General features: G+C 38.8%; 23 protein-coding genes and 1 pseudogene. 13 read left to right on the top strand and 11 right to left on the bottom strand.

Annotation, left to right across the window (positions count from 1 at the left end):
- Nucleotides 1–71 precede the first annotated feature (71 nt).
- A complete protein-coding gene (locus ACHZEU_RS03815) occupies nt 72–491 on the top strand; it encodes a hypothetical protein (RefSeq protein WP_048393864.1) in 420 nt (139 codons plus the stop codon).
- A gap of 38 nt (nt 492–529) precedes the next feature.
- Here the strand turns inward: ACHZEU_RS03815 and ACHZEU_RS03810 are convergent, their stop codons facing one another.
- Complete coding sequence (locus ACHZEU_RS03810) at nt 530–913, bottom strand: VOC family protein (protein WP_048393862.1); 384 nt, start codon at nt 911–913, stop codon at nt 530–532.
- A gap of 161 nt (nt 914–1,074) precedes the next feature.
- Here ACHZEU_RS03810 and ACHZEU_RS03805 point away from each other — a divergent pair, with 161 nt between their 5' ends.
- Nucleotides 1,075–1,887 (top strand): DnaD domain protein, encoded by an 813-nt coding sequence (locus ACHZEU_RS03805; RefSeq protein WP_404804042.1) that lies wholly within the window; start codon nt 1,075–1,077, stop codon nt 1,885–1,887.
- Here the strand turns inward: ACHZEU_RS03805 and ACHZEU_RS03800 are convergent.
- Nucleotides 1,873–2,793 (bottom strand): phosphotransferase family protein, encoded by a 921-nt coding sequence (locus tag ACHZEU_RS03800; RefSeq protein ID WP_048393858.1) that lies wholly within the window; start codon nt 2,791–2,793, stop codon nt 1,873–1,875. The two genes, ACHZEU_RS03805 and ACHZEU_RS03800, sit on opposite strands and share 15 nt — an antisense overlap.
- 369 nt (nt 2,794–3,162) lie before the next feature.
- On the opposite strand from ACHZEU_RS03800, the gene ACHZEU_RS03795 reads away from it, so the two are divergent.
- Together ACHZEU_RS03795 and ACHZEU_RS03790 are read left to right on the top strand one after the other, a co-directional pair.
- On the top strand, nt 3,163–3,939 hold the full coding sequence (locus ACHZEU_RS03795; protein ID WP_404804041.1) for an N-acetylmuramoyl-L-alanine amidase: 777 nt from the start codon (nt 3,163–3,165) through the stop codon (nt 3,937–3,939).
- A gap of 106 nt (nt 3,940–4,045) precedes the next feature.
- Entirely contained in the window at nt 4,046–4,330 is a 285-nt protein-coding gene (locus ACHZEU_RS03790; protein WP_048393855.1) for a hypothetical protein, read from the top strand.
- Between the two features lie 44 nt (nt 4,331–4,374).
- Here the strand turns inward: ACHZEU_RS03790 and ACHZEU_RS03785 are convergent, their stop codons facing one another.
- From ACHZEU_RS03785 to ACHZEU_RS03770, 4 genes are all read right to left on the bottom strand, one after another.
- Nucleotides 4,375–4,983 (bottom strand): copper amine oxidase N-terminal domain-containing protein, encoded by a 609-nt coding sequence (locus ACHZEU_RS03785; protein ID WP_048393853.1) that lies wholly within the window; start codon nt 4,981–4,983, stop codon nt 4,375–4,377.
- Between the two features lie 129 nt (nt 4,984–5,112).
- A complete protein-coding gene (locus ACHZEU_RS03780; RefSeq protein ID WP_404804040.1) occupies nt 5,113–5,604 on the bottom strand; it encodes a DUF2975 domain-containing protein in 492 nt (163 codons plus the stop codon).
- Between the two features lie 142 nt (nt 5,605–5,746).
- Entirely contained in the window at nt 5,747–6,454 is a 708-nt protein-coding gene (locus ACHZEU_RS03775; protein WP_404804039.1) for a DNA alkylation repair protein, read from the bottom strand.
- Nucleotides 6,455–6,472: 18 nt separating this feature from the next.
- Entirely contained in the window at nt 6,473–7,069 is a 597-nt protein-coding gene (locus ACHZEU_RS03770) for a TetR/AcrR family transcriptional regulator C-terminal domain-containing protein (RefSeq protein ID WP_279494749.1), read from the bottom strand.
- Between the two features lie 127 nt (nt 7,070–7,196).
- Between ACHZEU_RS03770 and ACHZEU_RS03765 the strand changes: the two genes are divergently transcribed.
- Entirely contained in the window at nt 7,197–10,277 is a 3,081-nt protein-coding gene (locus ACHZEU_RS03765) for an MMPL family transporter (protein WP_279494750.1), read from the top strand.
- Between the two features lie 84 nt (nt 10,278–10,361).
- Here ACHZEU_RS03765 and ACHZEU_RS03760 read toward each other — a convergent pair whose 3' ends face one another.
- On the bottom strand, nt 10,362–10,982 hold the full coding sequence (locus ACHZEU_RS03760) for a hypothetical protein (RefSeq protein ID WP_404804038.1): 621 nt from the start codon (nt 10,980–10,982) through the stop codon (nt 10,362–10,364).
- A gap of 226 nt (nt 10,983–11,208) precedes the next feature.
- On the opposite strand from ACHZEU_RS03760, the gene ACHZEU_RS03755 reads away from it, so the two are divergent.
- The 7 genes from ACHZEU_RS03755 (at nt 11,209) to ACHZEU_RS03725 (ending at nt 15,144) form a co-directional block, all read left to right on the top strand.
- Nucleotides 11,209–11,598: a KGG domain-containing protein gene (locus ACHZEU_RS03755; protein WP_404804037.1), complete on the top strand. Its 390-nt coding sequence runs from the start codon at nt 11,209–11,211 to the stop codon at nt 11,596–11,598.
- 179 nt (nt 11,599–11,777) lie between these two features.
- Nucleotides 11,778–12,332 carry an integrase gene (locus tag ACHZEU_RS03750; RefSeq protein ID WP_404804036.1) on the top strand — a complete coding sequence of 185 codons (555 nt, stop codon included), beginning with the start codon at nt 11,778–11,780 and terminating at the stop codon, nt 12,330–12,332.
- Nucleotides 12,333–12,403: 71 nt separating this feature from the next.
- The gene (locus ACHZEU_RS03745) at nt 12,404–12,586 is read left to right on the top strand and encodes a hypothetical protein (RefSeq protein WP_227744851.1); all 183 of its coding nucleotides are present in this window, start codon (nt 12,404–12,406) and stop codon (nt 12,584–12,586) included.
- 126 nt (nt 12,587–12,712) lie between these two features.
- The gene (locus ACHZEU_RS03740) at nt 12,713–12,931 is read left to right on the top strand and encodes a hypothetical protein (protein WP_054549407.1); all 219 of its coding nucleotides are present in this window, start codon (nt 12,713–12,715) and stop codon (nt 12,929–12,931) included.
- A gap of 281 nt (nt 12,932–13,212) precedes the next feature.
- Entirely contained in the window at nt 13,213–14,250 is a 1,038-nt protein-coding gene (locus tag ACHZEU_RS03735) for a low specificity L-threonine aldolase (RefSeq protein WP_048393840.1), read from the top strand.
- Between the two features lie 94 nt (nt 14,251–14,344).
- Nucleotides 14,345–14,896, top strand: a complete 552-nt coding sequence (locus tag ACHZEU_RS03730; protein ID WP_048393839.1) for a DUF1697 domain-containing protein — start codon at nt 14,345–14,347, stop codon at nt 14,894–14,896.
- Nucleotides 14,897–14,931: 35 nt separating this feature from the next.
- Nucleotides 14,932–15,144, top strand: a complete 213-nt coding sequence (locus tag ACHZEU_RS03725; protein WP_048393837.1) for a hypothetical protein — start codon at nt 14,932–14,934, stop codon at nt 15,142–15,144.
- Between the two features lie 43 nt (nt 15,145–15,187).
- Here ACHZEU_RS03725 and ACHZEU_RS03720 read toward each other — a convergent pair whose 3' ends face one another.
- Nucleotides 15,188–15,379, bottom strand: coding sequence for a hypothetical protein (locus ACHZEU_RS03720; protein ID WP_048393836.1), 192 nt, complete (start codon nt 15,377–15,379; stop codon nt 15,188–15,190).
- 316 nt (nt 15,380–15,695) lie between these two features.
- Entirely contained in the window at nt 15,696–16,070 is a 375-nt protein-coding gene (locus tag ACHZEU_RS03715; protein ID WP_279494752.1) for a hypothetical protein, read from the bottom strand.
- Between the two features lie 177 nt (nt 16,071–16,247).
- On the opposite strand from ACHZEU_RS03715, the pseudogene ACHZEU_RS03710 reads away from it, so the two are divergent.
- Nucleotides 16,248–17,048 (top strand): annotated as a pseudogene (locus ACHZEU_RS03710) (SDR family NAD(P)-dependent oxidoreductase).
- A gap of 59 nt (nt 17,049–17,107) precedes the next feature.
- Here the strand turns inward: ACHZEU_RS03710 and ACHZEU_RS03705 are convergent.
- Nucleotides 17,108–17,611 carry a DinB family protein gene (locus tag ACHZEU_RS03705; RefSeq protein ID WP_048393832.1) on the bottom strand — a complete coding sequence of 168 codons (504 nt, stop codon included), beginning with the start codon at nt 17,609–17,611 and terminating at the stop codon, nt 17,108–17,110.
- 38 nt (nt 17,612–17,649) lie between these two features.
- On the bottom strand, nt 17,650–17,868 hold the full coding sequence (locus tag ACHZEU_RS03700; protein WP_081456920.1) for a hypothetical protein: 219 nt from the start codon (nt 17,866–17,868) through the stop codon (nt 17,650–17,652).
- Nucleotides 17,869–17,908: the final 40 nt, after the last annotated feature.

Genomic DNA, 17,908 nt, shown 5'->3' with positions numbered 1-17,908 from the left:
TTCTAGGGAGAATTGTTTTTCAACAACCGCTCCATATAGTATGATGAACGTGTATAAAGGAGTGAGCGTAGTTGAGATTGATTAAATTTCTAGTGGTAATTGCTATATTTGTTGGTGTAGTGGGGTATGGTGTACTACATTTCGGCACAAAATTTGCCTCTGAAAAAATTGTAGATACCTTGTCGACAGAATTAGAAAATAGCGGACAAAAGGAAGAAATCAAAAATACCATTGAAAATGACCCACAATTAAAAGCCTATATGGAAGAGGCGAAAACGGTCGATAGCAGTACATTGCCGTTTACGACAAAAGAAGAGGCAACGAAAGTCTTAATTCAAAAAGTGGGCATTACCGATTTGAACGACATGCGTGTAAAATTGCAGGACGGCTCGATGACGCAGGAAGAAGCTCTACAAATGGTGGAAGGCAAATTATCCGATGAAGAGATTGCAGCTTTAAAAGTCATTGTCTATAAAGAGCTTTATGAATAACAAACAGCAGAAGCAATTGTTTGCTTCTGCTGTTTGCATTACCCATTACAGATCATGATTATATTTCCATCTAAATCTTGAATGTTGAAGTAAGCAAAGTCATCAAAACGTTCTATAGGCCGAACAATCGGAATGCCCTTGTCTTTCATAGACTGATAGGCATCGTCAATATTGTTTGTGTAGAAATTAAACAACACATGCTTGGACGGCTGTAATTGAAAGCCAGGATCAAATGTGTGATCGTCTAAGGTAATTCCCGTCTCAGAGGAAATGGGTAAATTGTAGACAGGCGAAACTACCTTCTCTTCACAAAAGGGCAGACCAAGAAGTTGGCTATACCATTCTGCTGAATGACGTAAATCTCGGACATGAATAAAAACATTATTCACCTTCTTGGTTAGAGGGGACGTTACAAAATTCATTCTTTCTACCACCTTTCGCTTGTTTTTATAGGAATTCGCTAAAAAAATTTTTTCACCTGCTTAAAAGAGCATGCTTCATGGTATGTTCTTTTTTTATGTCCCATTTTAAAAAATTTTCTTTATATAGTTAGAAAGGACATTAGAAGGAAAGAGGGATCGTCATGATTTATCGAGTAGCCAAAAAGGAGAATTATGTGGTTTTGGATAAAGCATTTTTAAATGATGAGCAATTAAGCTGGAAAGCAAAGGGTCTGCTTGCCTATATGCTGTCTTTGCCAGATGATTGGTCATTTAGTCTTGCAGATTTAGCAATACGTAGTAAATGTGGGCGGGAAGCGACTGCCAAAATTTTGGACGAACTCATAGAGGCGGGCTATCTTCAAAAAGTACAGGAACGAGGAAAAGACGGCAAGTTCGGTAGGGTAGAATTTTTCGTCTATGAAGCATCAAAACGTGCTGCTATACCGTCAACGGGAAATTCGTCAACGGTCGTACCATCAACGGAAAAGCCCACACTACTAAATAATAATTTACTAAATAATCAATTACTAAAAGATAAAGATGATAAGGAGTCTACTAACACTGCCTACCACTTTTATGTACAACAAGGCTTTGGCAAACAAACAGCCTATATTGCTAGTAAAATTCGTCACTGGCTCACTATTTTTTCAGAGGACATGGTCATCTWTGCGATGAAGCTAGCGGTGGAGCATAATGTTTTACGCTGGCGGTATGTAGAGAGCATCTTACAAAATTGGTGCCATCAGAACATAAAGAGTCTTGCAGATATTGCTATCGACCAGCAGCGTTTTCAAGCCCACAAGCAGCAAGTGTCATCACATTCTAAAGCTAGACGACGGGAAATCATTCCGCAGTGGTTTCAGCAGCGTGGTGATCAGGAACAAGAATTTCAGCCAACAATTGATTTTGCAGCAGAACGACAAAAAATTTTAGCCCTCTTACGGAGTGAATAAATTCTCCGCATACCATAAAGGCTTAATCGATGAAAAGTTATCATGATCCTGTAAAATCATGTGAATTCTTTCCAACGCATCGTCAAAGGAGCGTGGGTCATAGTGACGAGTCCAAACAATGGTTGAAAAGACCGTCATGGCTGCATAGAGGGCATATAACCGCCAAAACATATCGTCTGGTGAAGATGAAAAATAGCCATCAATCTGCCCAATACAATAGGGGATACTTTGTCGTCTACTAAACAAGGCAAGATTATAAAAGTCATGATAAGGATCGCCCACCTCATAGCCATTAAAATCTATCACCCCATTGTAAGTATGTCCTTTACAAATAATGTGACCGAGATGAAAATCATCATGAAGCAGGGTGATGGGGCGTTGCTTTAACAGTGGTAAGTGCGTTTCAATAAAGCGCAATAGTTTAGCCTCTTGTGGAAGTTGATAGGCATCTTGTTGGTATGCCTTCAAATAGGTAGAAAACTTTTTGAGCTGTGTTGTCTCCCAATGAATTATTTGCGGAGGGCTCACTTGATGTATTTTTCTTAATTCTTTCCCCGCCGCAAGCCCAAGGTGGAATTGCTCAGAGTCAGAAAGTTCCTGAATAATTTCATCTGCTGGTGTTTCTTCTAAAAAGCTAACGACCATTGCGGATATATTGGCTTCCTGAAACAAGGTATAGTCAACGGCTTTATGTGTTCTTACACCCTGCTTTGCTAACTCTTGGAGCAAGGAAAACTCTACTGCACGTTTGTCATGATGTGCTAGATCTGACAAGCGCACCAAATAGCGCGTTTCACCAACTGTTACCAGATACTTGCTATCAGGTGAATAGCCTTTGTTAATTTTCACTAGCTGTGTAAAGCCGTGTAAGCTTGGTAATTGACGAATAATCTCTACTGCCTGCACACTTTCTTTCCTCGCTTTCAATATTTTAGAAGAACTAAAATACTACAGAAMACAATACTTTGTCAATGCTTGGAAGCGAGAAAAGAGGTTATAAAATCATAATGAAAAAATAGTAAAAGAGCACAACTAACTAGAAAACACTTTTGTGCGCGCATTTACTAATAGTAAGTGGATGTCCTTGTGACATTCACACTTCATAGCTTCGAGGAAAGAGAGGTGAAACGATCGCAGTAGCCTTAAGCGCGAAAAGAAGCTAATAAGCCTCAAAAGGAACCTCTAATTATCTGTTGTTTACCCTAAAAAACCCAAAAAGAAGAAAAGAATAACATAGCGTCAGTCGCTAAAAATAATAGGAAAGGACGGTGCAACATGAGTYATGTTATTGAAAAACAGATGATGTCAGGGCTACCGAATCAAGCGCTAACGGCAGTCAAATACGTTGTGGCGCATGAATCAGGTAATGGCAGCAATACAGGTCCAAATGCATTGGAAAACGAAATTGCCTATATGAATCGAAATAAAGCCAATGCCTTTGTTTCTCACTGGGTAGGCGGTGGTGGAAGAATCGTACAAGTAGCCCCAGTCAATCGCGTGCAATATGGCTGTGGACCAAAGGGAAATCCGTATAGCTATGCCCAGGTGGAATTGGCACGGACTGCTGATAAGGAACAATTTAAAAAGGACTATGCGGCTTATATTTGGCTGTTACGTAAGCTTGCGATAGAGGCAGGGATTCCCACTGTTTTAGATGGTAGCGGCAACGGCATTAAGTCACATCGATGGATTGCGGAAAATCTAGGAGGCACTACGCACAAAGATCCTTTTGACTATTTAAAAAGTATGGGGATTACAGAAGCACAATTCCAGCAAGATATTAAAAATGGGCTTGAGGAGGGATTAACAGTGTCACAATATAATGAGCTAAAACAAGAAATAGAGACGTTGAAAAGCTTACTAGCTGAAAAAGCTAGTTTACAAACAAGCAGAGAAGTGGGGGCAGCCCATAAAGAGGCTTGGGAGTGGGCTATTAGCGAAGGCATTATCCGAGGCGATGGAAGTAAGAACATGAATCCAGCAGGCGCCTTAACAAGAGAGCAAATGGCGACCATGCTGAAACGCTATTACGACAAATTTATAGCCAACTAATTGTGCAGGATAAAGCTCCTATGTCATCACGAGCTTTATCCTTTTTCATTGAATAAAGGTTTTTTTAAAATTTTGTCGAATGTAGTAGAAGAGAGGAGGGGTTTTGATGTTAACCAAAATAAGAAAAGTAAAATTTGAACAAGAAAGAAAAAATCCATTATACCAAGTGGTGATGGAATGTCCCGATGGTAAGCAACTCTATGTAAAATTTGATTATACGTATAAAACAAAAAATTTCTGGCCATTAGAAGTGAATTATAATAAAAAGAACTATGGTGCAAAGCTAGCATGGTATACAAATGAAGTCGAGAATATGACAGTGGCTTTATTTCTAGAAACGATTGCTGGTAAAATCAACAAGAAGTATGATTTTAACTTTAAGAAACAATAAAAAAAGCAGCACCTTGTAGGAGCATACTGCTTAAGACTTGTCCATTATTTAGTTGAGATATAAACAACAAGTGCTGCCTCATCAAATGTTACATTTGCGCCAAGTGCTTGACTGACAAAGCGTAAAGGCACCATTGTTGTACCTTGATATATTTCAGCAGGATGGCTGAGTGTGATTGTTGATGCAGAACCATTTGTATCAACATAAGCCGTTTTATTCCCCACACCAATCACAATTTTTTTACTGTCCTTTGTTGCCGTTACTTTTTTTGTTGCATTATCATAGCTAACCGTTGCCCCAAGAGATTCAAAGATTGCCTTCATTGGCACTAAGGTTGTGCCATTTTTCATATAAGCGCTAGGCGTATAATTTTGCTTCACGTCATTTAAATAGACAGCAACCTTCGTTAATACAGGTGCTACAGTTGCTTTAGGTGTTGGCGCAGAATAACTTTGACCGCCTGAAGAAGACCCTGCATCATTGCCACCATTGCCATTATGATAATGATAGCCAGAACAAAGACCTTTAGCCTTTGATTTGTCAGAACAGTTGTGACCGCCATTGCTATCTAAACGCCCTGGATGTGCGCTCGCAATAGAGGCTGTGGTGAAAAATAATGTAAGCATCGCCATCAACAAAACCAATTTCTTCATATAAATCCTCCAATTCTCAAAATATGTAATTATTATACTATTGAAAAGAGAATTTTGATATGTTTTTATAGGAAATTAGTTTTAACCCATTAAAAGGCACTACCAGTCAAGATTGGTAGTGTCATTTTGTTATACGGTTAATTGATTTTCGTTTTGGAGATCAATGGCTTTTTGGAGCAGTCGATGCAGAACGGCTGCAAAGGTTGCAATCGTACTGGTTACAAAGATGCTGATAAGTGTCAGCGTAATAATTCCTGTAATATCTTCCTTGCCAGTAAACATTATCATAATTGATGCAATACCTAGCGCAAGGCCGGCTACAATAGTGAGAGCACAATTTTTGATCGTTCTCAAAGCCCGTACAGATGATTTGGAGAACGTTTTATGCTGGGCGATGTTCGTTAAGAGGCGATAGGCCTGATACAACGCCGTGTAATAGGGAATGCATAGTGCATACAAATAGAGTAAAAAAAGATAAGACAAATAGGAGGATTCGGGATGTGCCGCTGCATCTCTACTGGCTATCCCAGGTAGCCAAAATAGTCCTAAAGCTAATACAGGGATACCTAGCAGCATAATCACACTCTTTAGGAAAATGGTTGACCCCTTTTTATGTTTCATACAAAACACCTCACTGGTAATGATATATTGATTTTAAAATAAAATTTATCGTTTTTCAATAAAAATATATTACTATTCATTGATTTTTTTCGTTTTAAAAGACATCCATCCTTATAGGATAGATGCCTTTTAAGTGGGATGATTAACATCTTACATATTTACGTTTAAAGCCAATTCTGCCTCGCTCTATTTCCTTTTGAATTGTTTCATAAGCATTTAGCTGTGTGCTTTTCTTGTTGTCTCGCTTCATTTCTACAGGACCAATCGCCTGTGCGGTTGCTACTGCTTGTTCGTGGAGCGGCACATAGGAAATAGACACTGTATATAAAAAATTATTAATGGCCGATTTTGTACGTACGGGTACGTCGTGGATGGAATTTTTCACGACTTCCAGCATGTTAGCCAGCTTGCTCTCGGAAAATTCGCTATCCTTGCGATTCCCTAATAGCCAGCAATAGCAGCTCCAGCCCGCAGACATTTTCAGTTCCTCACCACTGGCAATCCACGCATCCGCCACCTCCTGAGCAATCGGTGCCTCTGCTAAAGTAACCGCTACTACATAATCCGACAGCATATAAAAATAAGCTGCCTCCATCCATCGATTAAAATCTTCCACAGTCATGGCTTTTGGATCTGCTATGATGCCAGCAAAGTACATCGCATCATAGTTGCCAGTAGCATAAAGCTCTTCTGCTAGAGCCTGATCGATTTTAATTTTCTTCGCAATAGGCTTCATGGCACCTGTTGCCACACCAAATAACGGCTCATGGGCGCCATTTGACATATACATTTTTTTCGTCCGTTCCTTGCCAAGAGCCTCTAGCTCCTGCATCACCAATTCAGCATTCATAATAGCACTTCCTTTTCTTTAAATATCGATTGCCTTGAGACAGCTAGTATTATTTACACCATATAGCGTTTTAGTTCCTTCTAAGTGGTCGCTTAAGAACCGATCCACCATTTGAATAAGCTCTTCAACGGAAAAATCAAGCTCGCCCTGTAGCCAGCTAATGGTAACAGCCGTAATGGATACAGTGAAAAAATGGGTCACAAAACTCATATATTTTTTCTCTACCTCTTGACACATTTCCGCAATTTGCTTCACAAAGTCTTCAATAATGCTATATATTTCTTGATGGAAAAAGCGATTAAAATGCTCATGGCCCATGGAGTTAATAGCATTTAGTGCAAACGCTCGATTTTTTTCTAAGTACAATAATATATCGCGATAGCCTTCTTGCCAAAGGCTTTCATCCTTATAATCATCCAGTAACTCAATTGCCTCTCGCTCTAGTGTCCACTTCAATAAATCATAAATATCCTCAAAGTGATAGTAAAACGTCTGTCGATTCAATTGTGCTTTCTCCATGACTTCCTGTATCGATATCTTTTCTAACGGCTTAAGGACCATTAAGTCTTTTAAGACACTGGCTAATTGCCTTTTTGTTTTTTCACTTTTTTTCATACAGATCACCTTTTTTACAATTTTGCATTTTTGTCTGAATTTATACAGATCACGTTATCTGTCTATATCTTGCTCTTCCTTTCTTGATATACAGTATAGTCAGTTCTAATTGGAAAGGAAGAAAAGCATGAAAAAGTCATGGATATTGAGTCCTGTTTTTTGGGTGATAACAGTTATCGTGATGCTGATGATAATGCCTAATCTTGAAAAACTTGTACTAGATAAAGGACAAATCACATTGCCTAGTGACTTAGAGAGTGTCATTGGCACAGAGCTGTTAAACGATATTCAAAACGAAGGGAAGGATACCTATTCGTTTGTCTATGTATTTCATCAAGAAAAGGGTCTAACAGCTACTGATTATTCGGCAATCGAAGAGGTCCTTCATCATTTAAACACAAATAAGCTTCTTATCACAAATGCGCTCTTCCATACAGACAGTGAGCATGCGGCGAATCAATTGGTTAGTAAAGACCATACAACCGTCATGGCACAATTGTCAATCGATAGAAAGATCGGTACAGCCAGTGAAGCGGCAGCGCTATTAAGGGCGGAAGTGAAAAATTTACCAATGGATACATATGTAACAGGAGCCGATATTGTGATGGATGATTTCTCTGCCACAACCCAAGAAGGTGTGAAAAAGACTGAAATCATTGCTATTATCTTTATCATTGCCATATTAGTGATTATTTTCCGTTCACCGATCATTCCATTGATCTCGCTTTTAACAGTAGGGGTGGCTTATGCTGTATCATTATCCATCATCGCCTTACTTACTAATTATTGGGATTTTCCGTTTTCTAACTTTACACAAGTATTTTTAGTTGTCATATTATTTGGGATTGGTACAGACTACAATATTCTTTTGTTTACTCGCTTTAAAGAGGAATTGGCTAAAACAAATCATGTCTTAAAGGCGATACAAAACACCTACAGAACCGCAGGCAAAACCGTATTACTAAGCAGTTCATCTGTGTTAATAGGCTTTACGGTGTTGTATTTTTCAAAATTTACCTTGTATCAAAGTGTTAGTGGAATCGCGATTGGCATTTGTATCTTATTGGCGGTTTTGATGACATTAAACCCATTCTTTATGGCATTGCTTGGCTTTAAGCTGTTTTGGCCAAGTAAGGCTATATCAGAGCATACTGAAAATAAGCTGTGGGGTTTTTTAGCAAAAAACGCCTTTGCAAGACCAATCGTTGGCATTATCTTTGCCTGTATCCTCACTGTGCCATTTATTTATCACTATTCAGGAGGGCTCAATTATAATGATTTAGTAGAAATCGATGACAAATATGAATCGAAGCAGGCAATTAGTTTGATTGAAAAACATTATGAGCCTGGTATGAGTGCGCCCGCCACACTTGTCATCCAACAAAATGAATCGCTCGCAAGCACTGATTATTTACGTGCATTAGATGAATTAACTGGCATTATTGCGAATACACCTGGTGTAGCGAAAGTCTATTCTCCGACACGTCCAGAGGGGGAGCGTATTGCTGATCTTTATGTGAATGAACAAGCAAATACTCTACAGGGGGGCTTAGGAGAAGCACAGGAGGGTGTCGGTTCCATTCAAAAAGGACTACAGGATGCCACCAATCAATTATCGAAAGAACAAGATGTCAGTGGTGTCCAAAATTTAATAAATGGCACCATACAATTACAGAATGGAGCTAGTGATTTAACCAACGCGCTACAAGGATTAACAAATGGCTTAGACAAGGCAGCAAACGGTTCTACAGATTTAATAAACGGGACAGTATCCCTAGAAGCGGGACTTGGGGAGCTTCAGCAAGGGCTCAATCAATTACAAACCTTCTATCAACAAATTGATACGGGCTTTCAACAATATCGTTCCGTTTTTTCTCAAATCGAGCAGCTAATCACGTCCTCTAAACAAGCGTTCGAAGGTATTTTAGGGGCCATGAATGCGTATGTCCAAGCAAACCCGGTAGCAGCAGAAGATGACAACATCCAAACAACTATAAAGACTGCTCAGCAAGGACTAAGTTCGTTAAATGCATTAGATGTTGTATCACTTTCAGCCCAATTTAATCAATTAACACAGGCTTTTGGGCAAGCCAATACCTCCCTAGCTAATGCCCAATCAGCCATTGTGACATTAAAAGCAGGCGCTCGTACTCTAAAAAATGGTGTCAATGATTTATCCCAAGGAATAGGGACAGCAGCACAAGGAGCCAATCAAATAACGACTGGTTCACACAATTTAACCAATGGATTAGCTGAGGTAAAAGCAGGTCAACAGCAATTACAGCAACAATTAACCAGTCTACAGGATAGCATGGTGGAACTGCGCAATGGATTAGGCGAAGGAGCAGAAGGGCTAGAAGATATCTACGCAGGATTAGATGATGCAAATGGCTATTTACATGAATTGTCAAACAAAGAAACAGGGACATTCTTTATACCAGCAGAGGTGTTACAGGGTGAGTTCCAGGAAAGCTTAAATGCTTATATGACCGATGATCGTCATGCCGCAACCTTCATGATTATTCTGGATGTCAATCCCTATAAGGAAGAAGCTATGACGATTATGCGTGACATCAAGCATCGAGTAGACAGCTATGTGGAAAGTTCGTTATTGCAGCAAGCAAACGTCTATTTAACAGGTAAAACAATGAGTAATATCGATTTACAAGAAATTTCTTCAGCTGACTTTATACGAAGTGCAGTACTGATGCTTGCCGGCATTAGCGTGATTTTATGGTTAATCACACGCTCCTTTTTACAAACACTTATTATTAATGCCAGCTTATTAATCGCGACATTTGCCAGCCTTGGTTTAACTGAAATGATAGCGAAACAGCTGCTAGATTATGACATGCTTAGTTGGAATGTACCATTCTTTACGTACATTATGATTGTCTCACTTGGTGTGGATTACTCGATTTTCTTGATGATGCGCTATAACGAAACAGCACAAGCAGGACTGAGGGAAATTATTCCAACAAGCCTACAAATGGGAAGCGTTATTTTAGCAGCGGCCGTTATTTTAGGTGGCACATTTGCTGCACTAATGCCATCTGGCGTTATTACACTGATTCAGGTAGCGATGGCAGTCATTATTGGATTAGTGATCTTGACGTTTATGATGATGCCAATTTTTATTCCAGCTTGGTTTGGGTTTGCCGACAAAATAAAATTATTCCTAGCAAATAGAAAAGAGAAAAATCTGTAACGTCATCTATTTTTTAAGAATAGAAAAAATACTATTATATGAAATGAAAATGTGGATTTGGTATTTTCCAAATCCACATTTTAGCTAGAGCCTATTCCAAATAAACATAAATGGAGCTGTATTCGATTCGAGGGCAATTTTATGATAGTCTGTTGAATCATCATCTGTAATCAAGCGACATTTTTGCACGTTTAAAATGGCATGTTTAACAGAGTCGGGATGTTCAATCGCATAGTGGGAGTCTTTTAGAAGAGTGAGGGCAGATCGACATTTATGTTTATCGATGCGCTCATTTTTTCCTTTAAAATACAGCTTAATTAAATAGGGCACATCGTCAATGATTAAACCAAGCTCAGGATTGGAACGCACAATTAAATCGTCACAATACCAATTCGCCTTACCTGGTTCAAACCACTGTACGTTTTTATTTTTTAAGAATCTTATATAGGCTTTAACGGCTTCTTGGTAATTTTTCTGGCGTGCAGGAAGGGCATTATCCACGATGTCGAGTAAATAGGTATCATTAAAACGATGTTCATGGTATTTTTTTAATCCATCACGCAAGGTTTTCCAATAATCTTTTATTGGATGGTACTCTCCCTGATATTTTATATCCTTCACAAACTTTGTCTTTGCTGCACTTCCCTTCATTGTGAAGTCTGTAAATTGTGTTAAACCAATAGATGGCTTTGTGAGCGTCGTCATTTTTCCATCACCCTTCTTTCATCATCGCTGACATACTATAGATTAGTATTATATTGGAAAGGGTACATGTATATGATTGATGGGCTTGTTAACAATCAGCTCCTAACAGTGTTCTATTACAATAAGAAAATCAATTTTTTAAAAAAATATGTTTAGATGTGTTTTGACTGGGAATATAAATAGCGAGCTAGTAAAAAGCTCAAAAAAATATTTAGGAGGAATAGAAATGGCTAACAAGCAAAACAATCGCAACAGAAACAACAATGAAAACATGACTGTCGAAGAAGCGGGACGTAAAGGCGGAGAAGCTACCTCCAGAAATCATGACCGTGATTTTTATGAAGAAATTGGACGTAAAGGCGGAGAGGCTACGTCTAAAAATCATGGACATGAATTTTATGAAGAAATTGGTCGCAAAGGTGGAGAAGCTACGGCTGAAAACCACGGCGAAGAATTTTATGAAGAAATTGGCCGCAAAGGCGGAGAAGCTACCTCTGAAAAGCACGACGACGATTTTTATGAAGAAATAGGACGTAAAGGTGGAGAAGCACGCAGTAAACAGCGTAGTAACAACTCCAACGGCAATCAAAATCGTCGAAATAACAACAATAACTAATCACTTTTAAATAGCTTGAAACCCTTCACACACAGGGCGTTTGTAGTTTTAAACTACAGGCGCCTTTTTTGTTGTTAAGTTCCTCTCAATCCACAGGATAAATTTGTTGAATTTCTCCTAATTGTAGTATATATTTAATCCGCTTCTATTTGTTTTTAGAGGAAATGAGGATAGAGAGAATGACACAACTTATAGATAAAGAACTATTTCAGGTAATTCAATCCGTCGTGAAGGCTGTGAACATGACGGTCAAGATAAAACAAGATGATTCAGGTATTAATATGAGYTATAACTTTATTGGGGATTATGTAGGATTTGATGCGAAACGATTAGTAGAGGCAAGAAATGAACTAATGCTTCCAACTTCTCTTGAAATTTATGTCAAAACAATGACCCTTCATGAGCTAGGTCATGCAGTGGATCGACAAGCATTACAGGCGTCACTTCCACGTACAATTGAAATCTTTACGATGAAAAAGCAACATGCCTTAAAAGAAATATATCGTCAGGAACAACTACTAGCCATGCTGATTGAAGAACATGAAATGAATATTCAATTTGAGCAAACGGCTTGGGAAAATGCATGGATGCTTAACCATACACATCACTTAGTTCCTGAAAAGGACTTTGACTATATCAAACAGCATAGCCTAGCGACCTATCAGCGTTTATATGAGCAAGATTTACAAGCTTATCACCATCTTTTGAACCAGCAGATGGTGCAATTAGTTTAGCTAGAAATAATCATTTCATACCGTCGCGGGAATAGATCAAACCAAATAGGGCAATGTAATACTACTTGGAGGTGATCATTTTGACAAAGGGCAAGCAATATAAACGTCAGTCAGAGTTGGCGGAATTAGCGACAGATTTAAGTCCAGATGATTTAGATGTGCGCGAAGAAAATGCTTTAACACAAGAGCAAAAGAAAAATTCGAGCGAAGGAAATCGTTCAAAAAAATCTGCCACACGCAAATCGCAATCATAACGTAAACACCACAATCATTTCCGATTGTGGTGTTATTTTATCTATTGCCACTTTTACATAGAACTCTACTAACAATCGTTGAATTAATGTTACAATTTATAGAATGAATGAAAGGAGCTGGAATAAATGATTTTATTTATCGTATTTGTTGGAGTTGTCGTTGTCATAGGCATCGTCAGTAATGCAAATAAAAATCACAGCAAATCAAATGAGCACAATCACCATATCCATTCCACTAACGAATTTTCAACAAATGATGCATATCTTTCCTCCCAGGACAGCCAACAGTGTGCTGATTCTAGTGCTACTACGAGTGACTCATCCTGTGGCTCCGGTGGGGAATGAAGGTGGCCCATTCTGAATTATGGAGATATTGCTAGTAAATTGGCTTACGAGAATTCAAAGTAATCGAACTAAGAGCAAATTTTTTATAACGTGATCAAAAGCGGAGGAGGTCTGTTTTGCACCGATCTCTTCCGAAGTACATATGTAAAATTTCATCACCTCACCACTAGTAACTATTGTTACTAGAGAAGTTGTGAACTGTTCTTTAAGATATAGCGAAAATGAAGCAACAGGCGTAAGATAGAGGAATAGATAGAGAGAATTTGGAGGTAGTAGTTGATATGATTCGATTCGAAAATGATTATGCAGAAGGTGCCCATCCACAAATTTTGCAGCGGTTAGTGGCTACAAATGAAGAACAATCTCCAGGGTATGGTATGGATGAGCATTCCGAAAAAGCAAGAGCCTATATAAAAAAAGCGATTGCAGCGGAGCAGGCAGACATTCACTTTTTAGTTGGTGGTACACAAACGAATACAACCGTGATAGCGTCTATTTTGCGTCCTCATCAGGGCGTCATTGCTGCGAGTACAGGGCATATTGCGGTGCATGAAACAGGAGCTATTGAGGCAACGGGTCATAAGGTACTGACATTACCTAGCGATGATGGCAAACTAACTGCGGCACAGGTGAAAGCCTGCTATGATGCGCACTGGCTGGATAGCACTCATGAGCATATGGTGCAGCCAGGCTTAGTGTACATATCACACCCTACAGAAAATGGCACGACTTATAGTAAGGCAGAATTAACAGCCTTACGTGAAGTTTGCCGAGACTGTGACTTACCACTGTTTATAGATGGTGCTCGTTTAGGCTATGGTCTAGTGGCACAAGACAGTGATTTATCTCTCGCTGACATGGCTCAGCTTTGTGATGTATTTTATATTGGTGGTACTAAAATGGGTGCATTGTTTGGAGAAGCAGTCATCATCGTGAATCCTGCGTACCAAAAGGATTTCCGCTACATGATTAAGCAAAGAGGAGGGCTACTTGCCAAAGGTCGATTATTAGGCATTCAGTTCGAAACGCTATTTGAAGATACGCTCTATATGGATATTTCGCATCATGCGGTAGATATGGCAATGCTTATACGACAGGCATTTCTCGATAAAGGCTTCGCAATGCGCTATGATTCAAAAACAAATCAGCAATTTCCAATTTTACCAAACCATCTACTTCCAACGTTAGAAGAAAAATATTCCTTCTCTATTTGGGAAGCATACGATGATACCCATACGGTTGTGCGCTTTTGCACAAGCTGGGCTACGACCAAAGAAAATGTGGATCGTTTAATAGACGACATCTACCGTTTAATATAATCAATCAAGCTGCACCTTCCGTCAAAGGGTGCAGTTTTTTCCTATTATTCCCTAACTCTTGCTATACTATAGATAACAGGAAAGGTGGAAGCGAATGACTAAATACGTAGCACTTTTAAGAGGTATTAATGTAGGTGGGCACAATAAATTAAAAATGGCCGAATTGAGAGACGCGCTKCAACCACTGGGGCTCCAAAACATTCGGACATATATTCAAAGTGGCAATATCCTGTTTGAATCGAGTGAATCAGAAGAATTTTTGCAACAGCAAATTCAAGAGACCATCCAAAGTACCTTCACTATCACGAGTACAGTAATTATCCGTACAGCTGAAGAATTCCGCTCTATTGTGAACAATTGTCCTTTCTCAGAACAAGACTTAGCAGATGCAAGTGCTACAGCTACAGGGGAAAGTCTCCATGTTGCACTACTTTCAACAGTTCCAACTGAAGAGAACGGAGCTAAGTTATTACAATATGTAAGTGAAAAAGAGCGCTGCATTATCAAGGGGAGAGATGTCTATCTGTTATTTCACGATAGCATTCGCAATGCCAAGCTTAGTCAACAACTGCCTAAGCTAGAGGTGCCCGCTACAGCTCGCAATTGGAAAACGATGATGAAGCTTGCGACAATGGTTGGTGAGTAGGGAAACTCATCTTTTCTATAAGGAGGCGTGTTTGGATGCGACGGGATCAAGTAGGTTATTTTATTTATCCTTTTTTGTACTTCATTGTTAGAACAATGAATCAATGGAGGAAGCATGAACCGATTGCATGGGGAGAAAATGTGACGATGATGGTCATCACAATGGTCATCATCTATTTCTTTGTTTGGATGTGGAATTGGTCCAAAAAGCCGTATCAATGGAGAAAGAAGAATAATAAAGAAACATAAAGCAAGAGAGCAAATTTCATTATTGAAATGATGCTCTCTTTTTTTACTTAAACTTTTCAGGTTTTGTGGCTTTAATAGAGGCAATTTCTCCACATTGGGTACAGACAGTGAAAATAAGGGGTGAACCTGAGGAAAAGATGGTATTCACGGGTCTTAAAGCAGCATAACCATCTAATTTCCCTTCAGAAAAAGATTGACTGCCACAGGCTTTACAACTATATGTATTTGTTTCCATATTCTCACCTCGTAATGTAAGTTTAAGGAAATTATAGCATAGAAAAAACTACAGCGATATGCATCACTGTAGCTCAGAATTGGTTGATACCCCTTGAGGTTTTCTAAAGTATTATAGCATAACAACTTATTCATTGTATAGATGAAGGAAAATATATAAATGTTGCGACTTCATTTGACTTTATCGAATTGGCTATTTGAACGAAAAGATTGGGTGTTTCCTGATTCGTGCTATCTTTATAAATGCCAAGAAGATATTGTAAATTGCTTTCTTCAAAAACAAAGAAGTTAAAAAGCAGGTGCTCAAAATAAATTCCCTAACGACCATCTTGCAGTGTATATGCTTTTCCTGAAAAGCTCACTTTCGGTTGAATAGGTCGAATATCAATTTTAAAAATATGCTGTTTCATTTCGTTATGAACATAGAGAATGTTAAGTGAATCATTCATACCATATTGATGATCTTTGTAAAATCGACCAAACTTATGTGTGATGGAAAACGGGGGTATAACAGTTGGGAGTTTGACCTTACTATAATGCTGTTCAAATTCCTTCACAGCCGCTTCTACTGATTGATAGCCTGCTTCATCAAATTTTTCCTCAAAAGTGGGTGGCAGAGGATGCGCACTTGCATGTTCAATGGTGTGGTTAATTAAAAAAATACATAGTGAAAAAGTAATTTTCTTTAGCATTGCTTGCACGTCCTTATTTAAATAGCACTTTATATATAAGTATTTCGAATCAGGATGTAAATATACGTGTTCACATTTAAGGATATTAGTTTAAAAATAAATAGTTTAATGTTAAACTATTTTACGTCAGGAGAGCTGATTTGCTCTTTTTCGTGTAATTTGAAGGAGGAATTGAAGATGAATCGAGTAAAAAATAAAGTGGCATTAGTGACAGGTGGAGCTTCTGGTATTGGTTTATCAGCAGCTAGCTTGTTAGCAAAAGAGGGCGCAAAAGTAGTCATTGCTGATTTTAATGTAGAGGGTGCTAAAGAAGCAGCAGCAACTTTAGTCAATAATGGGTATGAGGCAGCAGCCGTTTTCCTTGATGCAGGGAATGCTTCCTCCATTGAAGCGGCCGTGAACTTCACTGTAGAACGATACGGCTCATTAACGGTGCTCTTTAATAATGTTGGTCTAACTAACCTGAAGAAAGATTTAGATATATTAAATATTGATTTAGATGAGTGGGACCGCTTAGTCAATGTGAATTTAAAATCCAKATTAGTAGGAAGTCGTTTTGCCATTCCACATATGCAAAAAGCGGGCGGGGGCTAAATTATTAATACGGCTTCTATGGCTGCATTCGCCAGTGACCAAATACGTACAGCCTATGGGGCAACAAAAGCAGGTGTGGTGAATATGACGAGAAACATTGCCACACAATTTGGGAAGGATCATATCCGTTGTAATGCGGTTGCACCAGGTCTTATATTAACACCTGCCGCGAAAAACAATATGCCAGAAGAAATGCTGGCCATTTATGCGAAATTTAATGCGCTACCATATCATGGGGAAGCGGATGATATTGGTCATGCAGTTGTATTTTTAGCCTCTGACGAATCAAAATTTATGACGGGCCAAACATTGCAAATTGAAGGCGGACATTACCTCGCTAACCCAACCATCGCTGATACTAATAACTGGCTAGCATCTTTATAGTTAATAAATAAAAGAGGTTGTCTTAAAATAGACAACCTCTTTATTATTTGGCACAATAGCTACATTTGAGGAGCTTCCAACCCAAACTGAGCCCATTCCTCTTTCGCTGGACCATAAATACCTGGAACAGTTAAACCAGCCTGACGCATCAGAACCGTCATTTGACCGCGATGATGACTTTGATGCTGTAGTAAAAATAATAACAGGGAACCATTGGGCATTTGTTGACCAATAAATTCAATCGTTTCAGTCATTGTCTTGTCAGTCCATTGCGATTGTATCGCTTCCACAAAGGCTTCACTCGCTTGGTGATAGCCATCTGCAATGAACTGAGCAGAAGTAGGAACTGGAAAATCCTTTGCTGGGGCTTCAAACGCTAAATTCGAATTCGAGGTAATAATTCGAATTGCAGTAACCGTGTGCCAAGCAACCCGTCCTAAAGTCCAGTTTTCGGGAGTGATTGCCTGATGTAGCGATTCATCTGTAAGGTGATTAAGTAATTTTTGCGTAGCAGCGGCTTCAAATGCCCAAGACTGTAAAAAATGATCGATTGTTTGAAACATGAAATCCCTCCAAAAATAGCCTATGATGTCTTATTTTCCTATGCTCCTAAAAGAAAAGCAAGATAAAGCACTGCATAAAGGGGAAGGGCAATAGAGAGCAGGATGTACATGCTCCATTCACCAATCGATAATTTTCGTTGCCACCTCGTTAATTTTAGCTGTCGACAATAGATCATACTAGCAAGTAAAAAAATTAATAAAGTAAAATCCTTTAAGTTATCTAAAAAGATGTTCAGAATATCAACTCCTTTAGGCATTTGCAATATATGTGTCAACAAGACGTTCAATGACCATAAG

The organism is Lysinibacillus sp. S1, from assembly GCF_044986265.1.
GTDB lineage: Bacteria > Bacillota > Bacilli > Bacillales_A > Planococcaceae > Lysinibacillus > Lysinibacillus capsici.
The sequence above is the reverse complement of the archived record's forward strand: the minus strand, read 5'-3'. Positions and strand labels throughout refer to the sequence as shown.

Excerpts from the sequence above, each read along its gene's own strand:
- ACHZEU_RS03810 (WP_048393862.1), bottom strand. The coding sequence starts at position 913 with ATGAATTTTGTAACGTCCCCTCTAACCAAGAAGGTGAATAATGTTTTT.
- ACHZEU_RS03790 (WP_048393855.1), top strand. The coding sequence starts at position 4,046 with ATGTTAACCAAAATAAGAAAAGTAAAATTTGAACAAGAAAGAAAAAAT.
- ACHZEU_RS03785 (WP_048393853.1), bottom strand. The coding sequence starts at position 4,983 with ATGAAGAAATTGGTTTTGTTGATGGCGATGCTTACATTATTTTTCACC.
- ACHZEU_RS03780 (WP_404804040.1), bottom strand. The coding sequence starts at position 5,604 with ATGAAACATAAAAAGGGGTCAACCATTTTCCTAAAGAGTGTGATTATG.
- ACHZEU_RS03775 (WP_404804039.1), bottom strand. The coding sequence starts at position 6,454 with ATGAATGCTGAATTGGTGATGCAGGAGCTAGAGGCTCTTGGCAAGGAA.
- ACHZEU_RS03770 (WP_279494749.1), bottom strand. The coding sequence starts at position 7,069 with ATGAAAAAAAGTGAAAAAACAAAAAGGCAATTAGCCAGTGTCTTAAAA.
- ACHZEU_RS03765 (WP_279494750.1), top strand. The coding sequence starts at position 7,197 with ATGAAAAAGTCATGGATATTGAGTCCTGTTTTTTGGGTGATAACAGTT.
- ACHZEU_RS03760 (WP_404804038.1), bottom strand. The coding sequence starts at position 10,982 with ATGACGACGCTCACAAAGCCATCTATTGGTTTAACACAATTTACAGAC.
- ACHZEU_RS03755 (WP_404804037.1), top strand. The coding sequence starts at position 11,209 with ATGGCTAACAAGCAAAACAATCGCAACAGAAACAACAATGAAAACATG.
- ACHZEU_RS03740 (WP_054549407.1), top strand. The coding sequence starts at position 12,713 with ATGATTTTATTTATCGTATTTGTTGGAGTTGTCGTTGTCATAGGCATC.
- ACHZEU_RS03735 (WP_048393840.1), top strand. The coding sequence starts at position 13,213 with ATGATTCGATTCGAAAATGATTATGCAGAAGGTGCCCATCCACAAATT.
- ACHZEU_RS03725 (WP_048393837.1), top strand. The coding sequence starts at position 14,932 with ATGCGACGGGATCAAGTAGGTTATTTTATTTATCCTTTTTTGTACTTC.
- ACHZEU_RS03720 (WP_048393836.1), bottom strand. The coding sequence starts at position 15,379 with ATGGAAACAAATACATATAGTTGTAAAGCCTGTGGCAGTCAATCTTTT.
- ACHZEU_RS03715 (WP_279494752.1), bottom strand. The coding sequence starts at position 16,070 with ATGCTAAAGAAAATTACTTTTTCACTATGTATTTTTTTAATTAACCAC.
- ACHZEU_RS03705 (WP_048393832.1), bottom strand. The coding sequence starts at position 17,611 with ATGTTTCAAACAATCGATCATTTTTTACAGTCTTGGGCATTTGAAGCC.
- ACHZEU_RS03700 (WP_081456920.1), bottom strand. The coding sequence starts at position 17,868 with ATGCCTAAAGGAGTTGATATTCTGAACATCTTTTTAGATAACTTAAAG.